The sequence below is a fragment of the Sphingomonas sp. Root720 genome (assembly GCF_001428605.1).
In the GTDB taxonomy this organism is placed as follows: Bacteria; Pseudomonadota; Alphaproteobacteria; order Sphingomonadales; family Sphingomonadaceae; genus Rhizorhabdus.
Map to the genome: position 1 here is coordinate 318,286 of NZ_LMID01000012.1, position 11,990 is coordinate 330,275.

11 protein-coding genes are annotated in these 11,990 nt (G+C 68.5%); 4 read left to right on the forward strand and 7 right to left on the reverse strand.

The features are described 5' to 3' along the window. Window positions 1-66 precede the first annotated feature (66 nt). From ASE22_RS16555 to ASE22_RS27870, 7 genes are all read right to left on the reverse strand, one after another. A complete protein-coding gene (locus tag ASE22_RS16555; RefSeq protein ID WP_056362029.1) occupies window positions 67-519 on the reverse strand; it encodes a DUF6628 family protein in 453 nt (150 codons plus the stop codon). Window positions 520-652: 133 nt separating this feature from the next. Then, the gene (locus ASE22_RS16560; RefSeq protein WP_056362031.1) at window positions 653-1,993 is read right to left on the reverse strand and encodes a bifunctional folylpolyglutamate synthase/dihydrofolate synthase; all 1,341 of its coding nucleotides are present in this window, start codon (window positions 1,991-1,993) and stop codon (window positions 653-655) included. A 43-nt stretch (window positions 1,994-2,036) separates the two neighbouring features. Further along, a complete protein-coding gene (gene accD / locus ASE22_RS16565) occupies window positions 2,037-2,891 on the reverse strand; it encodes an acetyl-CoA carboxylase, carboxyltransferase subunit beta (protein WP_056362033.1) in 855 nt (284 codons plus the stop codon). Continuing rightward, window positions 2,888-3,703 (reverse strand): tryptophan synthase subunit alpha, encoded by an 816-nt coding sequence (gene trpA, locus ASE22_RS16570; protein WP_056362036.1) that lies wholly within the window; start codon window positions 3,701-3,703, stop codon window positions 2,888-2,890. Before trpA ends, accD begins: the two co-directional genes overlap by 4 nt. A gap of 55 nt (window positions 3,704-3,758) precedes the next feature. After that, complete coding sequence (gene trpB / locus ASE22_RS16575; RefSeq protein WP_056362038.1) at window positions 3,759-4,988, reverse strand: tryptophan synthase subunit beta; 1,230 nt, start codon at window positions 4,986-4,988, stop codon at window positions 3,759-3,761. Then, the gene (locus tag ASE22_RS16580) at window positions 4,985-5,638 is read right to left on the reverse strand and encodes a phosphoribosylanthranilate isomerase (RefSeq protein WP_082545371.1); all 654 of its coding nucleotides are present in this window, start codon (window positions 5,636-5,638) and stop codon (window positions 4,985-4,987) included. Before ASE22_RS16580 ends, trpB begins: the two co-directional genes overlap by 4 nt. Before the next feature lie 88 nt (window positions 5,639-5,726). Continuing rightward, on the reverse strand, window positions 5,727-6,752 hold the full coding sequence (locus ASE22_RS27870) for a cache domain-containing protein (protein WP_056362040.1): 1,026 nt from the start codon (window positions 6,750-6,752) through the stop codon (window positions 5,727-5,729). 172 nt (window positions 6,753-6,924) lie between these two features. Between ASE22_RS27870 and pgi the strand changes: the two genes are divergently transcribed. From pgi to sufB, 4 genes are all read left to right on the forward strand, one after another. Next, window positions 6,925-8,427 carry a glucose-6-phosphate isomerase gene (pgi, locus tag ASE22_RS16590; protein WP_056362539.1) on the forward strand — a complete coding sequence of 501 codons (1,503 nt, stop codon included), beginning with the start codon at window positions 6,925-6,927 and terminating at the stop codon, window positions 8,425-8,427. A 130-nt stretch (window positions 8,428-8,557) separates the two neighbouring features. Then, a complete protein-coding gene (gene gorA, locus ASE22_RS16595; RefSeq protein WP_056362042.1) occupies window positions 8,558-9,904 on the forward strand; it encodes a glutathione-disulfide reductase in 1,347 nt (448 codons plus the stop codon). Window positions 9,905-10,007: 103 nt separating this feature from the next. Further along, window positions 10,008-10,430 (forward strand): SUF system Fe-S cluster assembly regulator, encoded by a 423-nt coding sequence (locus ASE22_RS16600; protein WP_056362044.1) that lies wholly within the window; start codon window positions 10,008-10,010, stop codon window positions 10,428-10,430. Continuing rightward, window positions 10,427-11,923: a Fe-S cluster assembly protein SufB gene (gene sufB, locus ASE22_RS16605; RefSeq protein ID WP_056362046.1), complete on the forward strand. Its 1,497-nt coding sequence runs from the start codon at window positions 10,427-10,429 to the stop codon at window positions 11,921-11,923. Before ASE22_RS16600 ends, sufB begins: the two co-directional genes overlap by 4 nt. Window positions 11,924-11,990 lie beyond the last annotated feature (67 nt).

The window sequence follows — 11,990 nt, forward strand, 5'->3', positions numbered from 1 at the left end:
GGCCGGGGCCACAAAGCCCCGCGCCTGGGGACGAAAAGAAGGTGGGAATCCTGGTCGGGCAGGCCCTCAGTCGGCGAAGGCCCAGGCGGCCTCGATCGGCCGGCCGAGGTCGGCAAAAGCCTGCGCCACCGCCTGCGCGCTGGACAATATGCCCAGCGCCTTGTCGACCCCGCAAAGCTGGCAGAGCCGCTGGTGCGCCATCGCCGGCTGCTCGCGCGCGGTGGCGACGGCGCCGAGCAGGATCGACTCGGCGAGCGTCATGCGGCAGCAGCAGGACGGCGCGATCATGATCGAGCGCTGCGAGGCGCGCGCCACTTCCGCCATCAGCGCGCGGGTCAGCACCAGCGGGCGGCGAAAGGACAGGCCGAACACGCCGATCAGCAGGCTGACCGCATAGGCGTCGCCCAGCCCGCCCACCCCCATTCGGCGCAGCGTCTGCAGGAACAGGCGCGCGCCACTGTCGTCGGGCGCGCCATGCGGCAGCAGGCTGGCGGTCGATGCGGCGGTTCCTTCGGACATGCACTTCTCTCCCTCTCGGCCAGGAGAGAAAAGCATGTCCGCTATTGCGAGTCAATCGCAATAGTATGAGGCGCGGTCGAGGGAGGCAGATGCCCGCCTGCGCTGGCAGGGGCAAAGGAGAGAGGAGACTTCCTCAGTCGATGACCGTGCCGTTGGCCGCGAGGACGGTACCCGCGAGGTAGAGCGAGCCGCCGACCAGAACGACGGGCGGGACCGTGCCGCCCCCCGCGGCGATCGTCGCGAGCGCGCCTTCGACGGTCGGCGCAGGAACCGCCTGAAAACCGGCGAGCCGGGCGGTTTCGGCCAATGTCCGCGGATCGTGATGCTCATGGCCGGGGACCGGCACCATGTGGAAGCGCGCCGGCAATCGGCCCATCGCGGCGAGAAAGCCGCCCGCATCCTTGTTGGCGAGCAGGCCGAGGATGATGTGGAGCGGCCGGTCGGCCGCGACATGGCCGCGCAGGAAATCGCCGATCACCCGCCCCGCCGACGGATTGTGGCCGCCGTCGATCCACAGGTCGGACCCCGGCGGCAACATCTCGACCAACGCGCCGCCGCGCAGATGCTGGAGCCGCGCGGGCCAGTCCGCCCAGCCCATCGCGGCGCGCAGCGCCGAGGCAGGGACGGCAAGCGCGTCCTGGTGGCGCAGCATCGCCACCGCCAGCGCCGCGTTCATCGCCTGGTGCTGGCCGGCGAGGCCGGGCAGCGGCAGTTCGAGCTTGCCCTGCTGGTCGCGATAATGGAGCCGGCCCTGATAGGCGGCCGCGTCCCACGAGCCGCCCTTGACGTGCCACTGCGCGCCCGCCTCGCCGATCGCCTGGCCGATCCGATTGGCGACGGTCGCGGGATAATGGAGGGTGACGATCGGCACGCCGGGCTTGGCGATACCCGCCTTCTCGCCCGCGATCGCCTCGATCGTGTCGCCGAGGAAGCTCTGATGGTCGAGCCCGAGCTGGGCGATACCGCAGATTTCGGGCGCGGCGATGATGTTGGTCGCGTCGAGCCGGCCGCCCAGGCCGACCTCGACGATGCAGGCGTCGGCGGGGGTGCGGCTGAAGGCGAGCAGCGCGACCGCGGTCGTCACCTCGAAGAAGCTGGCGCCGATCCCGTCGGCCCCTGTCCCCTCCGAGGCGTCGAGCACCTCGGCGAGCAAGGCCGCGAGCGTCGCATCCTCGATCAGCGACCCGGCGATGCGGATGCGCTCGTTGAAGCGGATCAGGTGCGGGCTGGTGAAGACGTGTGCGCTCAATCCCGCCGCCTCGATCGCGGCGCGCAGATAGGCGCAGGTGGATCCCTTGCCGTTGGTCCCCGCGACATGGAAGACCGGCGGCAGCGACCGTTCGGGATTGCCGAGCCGGGCGCACAACCGCGCGATCCGGTCGAGGCCGAGGATGTCGGCGCCCGGCGACAGCAGCGACAGCCGGTCGAGCTGCGCCTGTACGGCGGGATCGGTCGAGATGGCGTGATCGGGCATGAATCTGCTTACGTCCTGGTCCTAAGACGTCACGCCGCTCCTCCTACGCCGCCTTCTTCCCCGGGCAGAGATAGTCGATCAGCCGGGCGAGCTCGGCGCGCAGGTCGTGGCGGTCGACGACCATGTCGAGCATGCCGTGCTCGAGCAGATATTCGGCGCGCTGGAAACCCTCGGGCAGCTTCTCGCGAATCGTCTGCTCGATCACCCGCTGGCCGGCGAAGCCGATCAAGGCGCCCGGCTCGGCGATCTGGATGTCGCCCAGCATCGCATAGGAGGCGGTGACCCCGCCGGTGGTCGGATCGGTCATCACGACGATATAGGGCAGGCCCGCCTCGCGCAGCTGGGCGATGGCGACGGTGGTCTTGGGCATCTGCATCAGCGACAGGATGCCCTCCTGCATCCGGGCGCCGCCCGCCGCGGTGAAGATGATATAGGGGCATTTGTCGGCGATCGCGGCCGCGATCCCGGCGACGAAGGCGGCGCCGACCGCGAGGCCCATCGACCCGCCCATGAAAGCGAAATCCTGGACGCCGACGACCGCCTTGAAACCCTCGATCGTACCGCGCGCGTTGATCAGCGCGTCCTGCTCGCCGGTCTTCGAACGAGCTTCCTTGATGCGATCGCTATAGCGCTTCGAATCGCGGAACTTCAGCGGATCCTCGCGCACCTGCGGGCTCGGCAGCGGGGTGAAGACGCCGTTGTCGAACAGCTGGTCGAAGCGCGCGTCGGGGCCGATCCGGCCATGATGGCCGCATTTCGGACAGACCGACAGATTCTCCTCATATTCCTTGGCGAAGATCATCTGCTGGCAGGACGGGCATTTGTGCCAGAGATTGTCCGGGCTCTCGCGCTTGGCGATGAACGGGATCTTCTTGCGGACGCTGTCGAGCCAGCTCATGCGGCCTTCTCCTGGGCGGCGCGGCGGACGGCCGCGCTGAGGGTGGCGATGAAATCGCGGACGGGGCCCGCGGCGGCGGCACCATGCTCGGCGATCAGGTCGACGATCGCCGAACCGACGACGACGCCGTCGGCGACACGGCCGATCGCCTCGGCCTGCTCGGGGCCGCGCACGCCGAAGCCGACCGCGACCGGCAGGTCGGTGGCCGCCTTGAAGCGCGCGACCGCCGCCTCGATGCTGGCCTGTCCGGCCTGCTGCATGCCGGTGATTCCCGCCACCGAGACATAATAGAGGAAGCCCGACGCGCCTTCCAGCACCGCCGGCAGCCGAGCCGCATCGGTGGTCGGCGTGGCGAGGCGGATCGGGTCGAGCCCGCAGGCGCGCAGCGCCGGGCCCAGCTCGGCATCCTGCTCGGGCGGGATGTCGACGCAGATCACCCCGTCGACGCCGGCCCGGGCGGCCTCGGCCGCGAACCATTCGGGCCCGCGCCGGACCATCGGATTGGCATAGCCCATCAGCACCAGCGGCACCTGGCGGTGGCGTTGTCGGAAGGCGGCGACGATGGCGAGCAGGTCGGCGGTCGTCGTGCCCGCGCCGAGCGCGCGGAGATTGGCGCGCTGGATCGCGGGGCCGTCGGCCATCGGATCGGTGAAGGGCATGCCCAGCTCGATCACGTCGGCGCCGCCCTCGACCAGCGCATCGAGGATTCCGGCCGTGTCGGCGGGGGTCGGATCGCCGCCGGTGACGAAGGCGACCAGCGCCGCACGCCCTTCGGCGCGGGTACGGGCGAAGGTTTCGGCGAGGCGGGTCATCGGGCCGCCGTCGATGGATACCCGCCTTCGCGGGAATGACGGATCATCGTCGAAATCATATCCGTACCCCCAGCGCTTCGGCGACGGTGAAGATGTCCTTGTCGCCGCGGCCCGACAGGTTGAGGACGATCAGCTGGTCCTTGCCCATCGTCGGCGCCAGCGTCTCGACCGCCGCCAGCGCATGCGCCGATTCGAGCGCGGGGATGATGCCCTCGAGCTTGGCCAGCCGCTGAAAGCTGTCGAGCGCCTGGGCGTCGGTGACGGGGACATATTCGGCGCGGCCGATCTCGTGCAGCCAGCTATGCTCGGGCCCGATGCCCGGATAGTCGAGCCCGGCCGAGATCGAGTGCGCCTCGGTGATCTGGCCGTCCTCGTCCTGGAGCAGATAGGTGCGGTTGCCATGGAGCACGCCCGGCGATCCGCCGGCGAGGCTGGCGGCATGCTTGCCGGTATCGAGCCCTTCGCCCGCCGCCTCGACCCCGATCATGCGGACGCCGGCGTCGTCGAGGAAGGGGTGGAACAGGCCGATCGCGTTCGATCCGCCGCCGACCGCCGCGATCAGCATGTCGGGCAGGCGCCCCTCGGCCGCCAGGATCTGCTCGCGCGCCTCGCGGCCGATCACCGACTGGAAGTCGCGGACCAGCTCGGGATAGGGGTGCGGCCCCGCCGCGGTGCCGATGATGTAGAAGGTGTCGTGGACGTTCGCGACCCAGTCGCGCATCGCCTCGTTCATCGCGTCCTTGAGCGTCTGCGCGCCAGAGGTGACGGCGTTCACCTCGGCGCCGAGCAGCTTCATGCGGAACACGTTGGGCTGTTGCCGGGCGACGTCGACCGCACCCATGAAGATCGTGCAGGGCAGGCCGAAGCGCGCCGCGACGGTCGCAGTGGCGACGCCGTGCTGGCCGGCGCCGGTCTCGGCGATGATCCGGGTCTTGCCCATGCGGCGGGCGAGCAGGATCTGGCCGACGCAGTTGTTGATCTTGTGCGCGCCGGTGTGGTTCAGCTCCTCGCGCTTCAGGTAGATTTTGGCGCCGCCGAGATGTTCGGTCAGCCGCTCGGCATAATAAAGCGGGCTCGGGCGGCCGACATAATGCGTCATCAGGTCGTCGAACTCGGCCTCGAAGGCGGGGTCGGCCCGGGCCGCGCGATATTCGCGCTCGAGGTCGAGGATCAGCGGCATCAGCGTCTCGCTGACGTACCGGCCGCCGAACTGGCCGAACTGCCCGCGTTCGTCGGGGCCGTTCTTCAGCGTGTTGGGGCGGATATCGGGATATCGTGCGCTCATAATGTCGCGACCCGTTGAAGGAAGGCGGCGATCTTGTCCACAGCCTTGATGCCCGGCGCGCTCTCGACCCCCGACGAGGTGTCGACCAGCCGTGCGCCGGTGCGGCTCGCGGCATCGGCGACATTGCCGAGGTCGATCCCGCCCGACAGCGCCCAGCGCTGCGGATGGCGGAAGCCGTCGAGCAGGGTCCAGTCGAAGCGCAGCCCCATGCCGCCGGGCAGCGTGCCCTCGGGCGTCTTGGCGTCGTAGAGGATCAGGTCGGCGACCGGATGATAGTGGACGGCGGCATCGAGATCGGCGCGGGTGCGGACCGAGATCGCCTTCCAGACGCCGACGCCGGGATGGCGGGCGCGCAACGCGGCGAGCCGCTCGGGCGGCTCCTTGCCGTGGAGCTGGATCGTGTCGATCCCGCCGATGCGGATCGCCTGGTCGATCACCGCCTCGTCGGCGTCGACGAACACGCCGACCCGGCCGACATGGCGGGGCAGCCGCATCGTCAGCGACGCGGCCTTTTCGAAGGGGACATGGCGGGGACTTTCCGGGAAGAAGACGAAGCCGGCATGGCTGGCGCCATGGCTCACGGCGGCATCCACCGTCTCCGGCGTCGAAAGCCCACAGATCTTGGCGGTCACGCGCTGCATGGCGCGCATGTCGGCTCCGCGGCGCCCCGCGTCAACCTTGGTGAAGGAGGACGGTCCGGCCGGCCCCTTCGCCATTCCCGCCGAAGGGTCGCTCGGATCAGTCCTCGCTCAGCTCGCTTTCGATGCAGCCGAGCCAGCCGAGGCCGCGATAGGTCTCGTAGCCGGGGGTCAGCGCGAAGGCGACGAGCTTGCCGTCCTGGCTGTAATAGCCGCTCTCGCGCCCCTCGGTCTGGAGCGGATAATGGTCGGTGCAGATACCCTGCCCGTCCGACGCGGCGATGATGCGGTGGGTCGCGTCGAGCAGCATCAGCCGCGAGGTCGCGCGCTCGGCGGGCGACAGCCCGATGCCGTCGAGGATCGCCGCCGCCTGCGGTGCCCAGTCGAAGAAGATGCCGAGCGCGCCGACCGTGGTGCCGCGGGTGTGGCCGCCGGCCCGCACCGCGGTCGAATAGGTCGCGACCTGGGCATGGCCCAGGGTCGGGTTGGTCGAGATGTCGCACACCCGGAACTCGTCGCCGCTCTGGGTGCCCATCGCGGCGCGGAACCAGTCCTCGTGCGAGACGTCCTGGCCGATCGCGTCGGGATAGCGGTCGGGACGGCCGGTCGCGACCACGCGGCCGCTCCGGTCGGCGACCCAGAGATCGAGATAGACCGTGTAGGAGCGCAGGATCGTCGCCAGCCGCTCGGTCGCGAGCGCGACGGTGGCGCCGGTCTGGTCCTCGAGCACCTGCGTCACCGAGCTGTCGGTCGCCCACCAGCGCACGTCGCACGAGCGCTCATAGAGGTTGCGGTCGATGATCTCGACCGCGGAGCGGGCGAGATCGGTATGACGGGTGCCCTTGAAGTCGACGAGCATCTGGCTGCCGGCGGTGCGCAGCGAGGCGATGTTGGAGGCGATCGCCGATCGCAGCTCGCCGCCGATCCCCGAAATCGCGTTGGCGAGCGCGCCGAGCTCCTGCGCGACGACCGAAAAGGCGCGCCCCGCCTCGCCGGCGCGCGCGGCCTCCAGCCGGGCGTTGATCGCCAGCATGCCGGTCTGCTTCATCACCCGGTCGATGCGATCGACCTTTTCTTCCGTGACGCGCGAGACCTCATAGGCCAGGCGCAATATGTCGTCCTGCATGCGGGGTCCCCCGATTCGACCTCGTTTGCGGCACCCTCGGCATCATGCTGATGGCATTCGGATGCTCTTTCGAGGCAAGATGTGGAGGGAAATGGTGAATAATCGGTAACCACAATCCGCGAATTCGACCAAAATCCGCCATTCGCTGCATTGCACTATGGAGAATCGACCGATGACGGAGGCCAAAGCCGCCTGGAGCGCTATCCGCGAAACCCCGGCGACCAGCCTGACCGAGCTGTTCACCGCCGAGCCCGACCGGCTCTCCCGCCTCTCGATCGACGAGTCGGGGATGACCTTCGACTTTTCCAAGACCCACCTGTCGTCGGCGTTGATCGAGCGATTCGCGGCGCTGGCCGAGGCGAGCGATTTCGCCGGGCGGCGCGACGCGCTGTTTGCCGGGGCGATCGTCAACGTCACCGAGGGCCGTGCCGCCGAACATCCCGCCGAGCGCGGACAGGGCGCCCCCGACAGCGTCGCCCGCGCGCGCGGCTTCCACGCCCGGATGCGCGGCATGATCGACGCGATCGAGGCCGAGGCGTTCGGGCCGATCCGCCACATCCTCCATGTCGGCATCGGCGGATCGGCGCTGGGGCCGGACCTGCTGGTCGACGCGCTGGGCCGCGATTCGGGCCGCTACGAGGTTGCGGTGGTCTCCAATGTCGACGGCGCCGCGCTCGACGAGGTGTTCCGCCGCTTCGATCCGCAGGCGACCCTGCTGGTCGTCGCATCGAAGACCTTCACCACCACCGAGACGATGCTCAACGCGCGCAGCGTCCTGGCCTGGATGGAGGAGGACAATGTCGAGGACCCCTATTCGCGCGTGATCGCGCTGACCGCCTCGCCCGACAAGGCGGTCGAATGGGGCGTCGACGAGACCCGCATCCTGCCCTTTTCCGAAAGCGTCGGCGGTCGGTATTCGCTGTGGTCGTCGATCGGCTTCCCGGCCGCGCTCGCGCTCGGCTGGGACGCGTTCGAGGATCTGCTCGAGGGCGCGGCCGCGATGGACCGCCACTTCCGCCTCGCCCCGCCGGCGGCGAACGTCCCGCTGCTGGCGGCCTTCGTCGACCAATATTATTCGCTGGTGCGCGGCGCCGAGACCCGCGCCGTCTTCGCCTATGACGAACGGCTGCGGCTGCTGCCCTCCTATCTCCAGCAGCTCGAGATGGAATCGAACGGCAAGAGCGTGAAGGCCGACGGGTCGCCGGTCGACGGCCCGACCGCCGCGATCACCTGGGGCGGGGTCGGCACCGACGCGCAGCACGCGGTGTTCCAGCTGCTCCACCAGGGCACGCGGCTGGTGCCGGTCGAGTTCGTGGCGGCGATCGAGCCCGACCACCTGCTCGACGAGGCGCACCACCGCACCCTGCTGGTCAACTGCTTCGCGCAGGGCGCCGCGCTGATGGCGGGGCGCGACAACGACGATCCCGCGCGCGCCTATGCGGGCGACCGGCCGTCGACGACGATCCTGCTCGACCGGGTCGATGCCTCGCGGCTCGGCGCGCTGCTCGCCTTCTACGAGCACCGCACCTTCGCTAATGCGGTGCTGATGGGGATCAACCCGTTCGACCAGTTCGGCGTCGAGCTGGGCAAGGAGATCGCCAGGTCGATCGAGAGCGAGGGCACCGACCGCTTCGATCCCTCGACCCGCGCCCTGATCGCGCGAGCCTTGGGCTAAGCCCATCCGGTACCTGCGGGGAAGGATGTGACTCCACGTCCGGTCGATCACTCTCATCGGCAGGATCGGTTTGCGCCCGCGGTCCACAGTCGCCATATCGGCCGCACATTATCCGGAGGATGGAAGGCCGATGGCCGAGTTCGACTATGATCTGTTCGTGATCGGTGCGGGATCGGGCGGGGTGCGCGCGTCGCGCGTCGCCGCCGCCTATGGCGCGAAGGTCGCCGTGGCCGAGGAACATCGCATCGGCGGCACCTGCGTGATCCGCGGCTGCGTGCCCAAGAAGATGCTGGTCTACGGATCGCACTTCGCCGAGGACCTGCACGACGCGGCCCGCTACGGCTGGACGCTGGGCGAGACCAGCTTCGACTGGAAGGTGCTGCGCGACAACGTCAACGCCGACGTCGACCGGATCGAAGGGCTCTATACGAACACGCTCGACAACAACAAGGTCGAGATCTTCCACGAGCGCGCGACCATTTCCGGCACGCATGAGGTGACCTTGGCCAGCGGCCGCAAGGTCACCGCCAGATATATCCTGATCGCGACCGGTGCCTGGCCGGTGGTGCCCGACGTCCCCGGCGCGGAGCTCGGCATCACGTCGAACGAGGTCTTCTACATCGACGACTTGCCCAAGCGGGTGGTGATCGCCGGCGCCGGCTACATCGCCAACGAGTTCGCCGGCATCTTCCATGCGCTCGGCAGCAAGGTCACCGTCGCCAACCGCTCGGACCAGATATTGCGCGGCTATGACGAGCAGATCCGCGACCGGCTGTTCCAGATCTCGACCCAGAAGGGGATCGAATTCGTCTTCAACGCCAGCTTCGAGAAGATCGAGAAGCAGGAGGACGGATCGCTCTGCGTCCAATTCAAGGACCATGAGAGGTGCGACACCGATCTGCTGCTCTACGCGATCGGCCGCCGTCCGAAGACCGATGGCCTCGGCCTCGAGGCGGTCGGCGTCACGATGAACGACAAGGGCGCGATCGTCGTCGACGAGGACAACCGCTCCTCGGTGCCGTCGATCTACGCGGTCGGCGACGTCACCGACCGGGTCCAGCTCACCCCGGTCGCGATCCGCGAGGGACAGGCCTTCGCCGACACGGTGTTCGGCGACAAGCCCCACCGGGTCGACTATGGCGCGATTCCCAACGCGGTGTTCAGCAACCCGCCGATGGCCGGCGTGGGCCTGACCGAGCTGCAGGCGCGCGAGCAGTTCGGCACGCCGAAGATCTTCACTTCGGACTTCCGGCCGATGCGCAACGTGCTGGCGGGACGCAACGAGCGCTCGCTCTACAAGCTGGTCGTCCATCCCGACACCGATGTCGTGCTCGGCATCCACATGATCAGTCCCGACGCGCCGGAAATCCTGCAGGCCGCCGCGATCGCGGTGAAGGCGGGGCTCACCAAGGCGCAGTTCGACCAGACGGTGGCGCTCCATCCGTCGATGGCCGAGGAACTGGTGCTGATGAAATGACCGGCCGGGCGGCCCGACCGGCCTATCGACCCCTTGACCTCGCGGCCTCGCGCGCCCATCTGCCCAATCGGATCGAATCCGTCCGATTGGAAACCAAACCGCGATGCGCCTCTCCAGCCTAGCCGATTATGCGGTCGTGATGCTCTCCGCCGCCGCGCGCCATGCGCCGGGCGAGCGGTTGAGCGCGACCCTGCTCGCCGACGAGACCGGCGTGCCGCTGCCGACCGCGCAGAAGCTGATGGGCCGGCTGGCCCAGGCCGGGCTGCTCGCCTCGGCGCGCGGCACCGGCGGCGGATTTCGCCTGTCGCGCGACGCCGGCGCGATCAGCCTCGCCGACATCGTCGAGGCGGTCGAGGGGCCGATCGCGATGACCGCCTGCGTCGACGACCAGCGCCATGACTGCGGGCTCGAAGGCGCCTGCCGGGTCAAGCCGCACTGGGGCGTCGTCAACACCACCATCCGGGGGGCGCTTGACGGCGTCAGCCTCGCAACGCTGTCGGGCGCGTCCAGGGGAGTGCCGGCATGAGCGACACGCGTATCGACAGCGACCGCACCGAGAAGAATCGCGCCGCGATCGACGCCGCCGACAAGGCGTCCAACTATGAGTGGGGCTTCACCAGCGACATCGAGCAGGACTTCGCGCCCAAGGGGCTGAGCGAGGACACGGTCCGCTTCATCTCCGCCAAGAAGAACGAGCCCGCCTGGATGCTCGAATGGCGGCTCAAGGCCTATCGCCACTGGCTGACGATGACGCCGCCCGACTGGGCGAAGCTCAACGTCCCGCCGATCGACTATCAGGACGCCTATTATTACGCCGAGCCCAAGGCGAAGAAGGCATTGGGCTCGCTCGACGAGGTCGATCCCGAGATCCTCAGGGTCTACGAGAAGCTCGGCATCCCGATCGAGGAGCAGAAGGTGCTCGCCGGGGTCGAGGGCAGCCGCAGGGTCGCGGTCGACGCGGTGTTCGACTCGGTCTCGGTCGCCACCACCTTCCGTGCCGAGCTGGAGAAGGCGGGGGTCATCTTCCGCTCGATCAGCGAGGCGATTCGAGAATATCCCGATCTGGTCCGGAAGTGGCTCGGCAAGGTCGTGCCGATGCACGACAATTATTTCGCCGCGCTCAACTGCGCGGTCTTCTCGGACGGCACCTTCGTCTACATTCCCGAGGGCGTCCGCTGCCCGATGGAGCTGTCGACCTATTTCCGCATCAATGCGGAGAATACCGGCCAGTTCGAACGCACGCTGATCGTCGCCGACAAGGGCAGTCACGTGTCCTATCTGGAGGGCTGCACCGCACCGATGCGCGACGAGAACCAGCTCCACGCCGCGGTGGTCGAGCTGGTCGCACTCGACGACGCCGAGATCAAATATTCGACGGTCCAGAACTGGTATCCGGGCGACGCCGAGGGCAAGGGCGGGATCTATAATTTCGTCACCAAGCGTGCGCTCTGCCAGGGCCGCAACAGCAAGGTGAGCTGGACCCAGGTCGAGACGGGCTCTGCGATCACCTGGAAATATCCGAGCTGCGTGCTGGCCGGCGAGAATTCGGTCGGCGAATTCTATTCGGTGGCCGTCACCAACAACCGCCAGCAGGCCGACACCGGCACCAAGATGATCCACCTCGGCAAGGGGTCGAAGTCGACCATCGTGTCGAAGGGCATTTCGGCCGGGCGCAGCGACAACACCTATCGCGGCCTCGTCCGCGTGGCGCCGACCGCCGAGGGCGCGCGCAACTTCACCCAGTGCGACAGCCTGCTGCTCGGCGACCGGTGCGGCGCGCATACCGTGCCCTATATCGAGGTGAAGAATCCGTCGGCGCAGATCGAGCATGAGGCGACCACCTCGAAGATCAGCGACGACCAGCTCTTCTACGCGATGTCGCGCGGGCTCGACCAGGAAGCCTCGGTCGCGCTGATCGTCAACGGCTTCGCCAAGGAGGTGCTCCAGCAGCTCCCGATGGAGTTCGCGGTCGAGGCGCAGAAACTGCTCGGCATCTCGCTGGAGGGCAGCGTTGGCTGATATTCTTTTCCGTCATCCCAGCGAAGGCTGGAACCCATGTCTGTCATCTCGCCAGGTGCCGTTCGTG

What these genes read in the sequence shown, in the direction of transcription:
- ASE22_RS16555 (WP_056362029.1), bottom strand. Translation starts at nt 519, where the DNA reads ATGTCCGAAGGAACCGCCGCATCGACCGCCAGCCTGCTGCCGCATGGC.
- ASE22_RS16560 (WP_056362031.1), bottom strand. Translation starts at nt 1,993, where the DNA reads ATGCCCGATCACGCCATCTCGACCGATCCCGCCGTACAGGCGCAGCTC.
- accD (WP_056362033.1), bottom strand. Translation starts at nt 2,891, where the DNA reads ATGAGCTGGCTCGACAGCGTCCGCAAGAAGATCCCGTTCATCGCCAAG.
- trpA (WP_056362036.1), bottom strand. Translation starts at nt 3,703, where the DNA reads ATGACCCGCCTCGCCGAAACCTTCGCCCGTACCCGCGCCGAAGGGCGT.
- trpB (WP_056362038.1), bottom strand. Translation starts at nt 4,988, where the DNA reads ATGAGCGCACGATATCCCGATATCCGCCCCAACACGCTGAAGAACGGC.
- ASE22_RS16580 (WP_082545371.1), bottom strand. Translation starts at nt 5,638, where the DNA reads ATGCGCGCCATGCAGCGCGTGACCGCCAAGATCTGTGGGCTTTCGACG.
- ASE22_RS27870 (WP_056362040.1), bottom strand. Translation starts at nt 6,752, where the DNA reads ATGCAGGACGACATATTGCGCCTGGCCTATGAGGTCTCGCGCGTCACG.
- pgi (WP_056362539.1), top strand. Translation starts at nt 6,925, where the DNA reads ATGACGGAGGCCAAAGCCGCCTGGAGCGCTATCCGCGAAACCCCGGCG.
- gorA (WP_056362042.1), top strand. Translation starts at nt 8,558, where the DNA reads ATGGCCGAGTTCGACTATGATCTGTTCGTGATCGGTGCGGGATCGGGC.
- ASE22_RS16600 (WP_056362044.1), top strand. Translation starts at nt 10,008, where the DNA reads ATGCGCCTCTCCAGCCTAGCCGATTATGCGGTCGTGATGCTCTCCGCC.
- sufB (WP_056362046.1), top strand. Translation starts at nt 10,427, where the DNA reads ATGAGCGACACGCGTATCGACAGCGACCGCACCGAGAAGAATCGCGCC.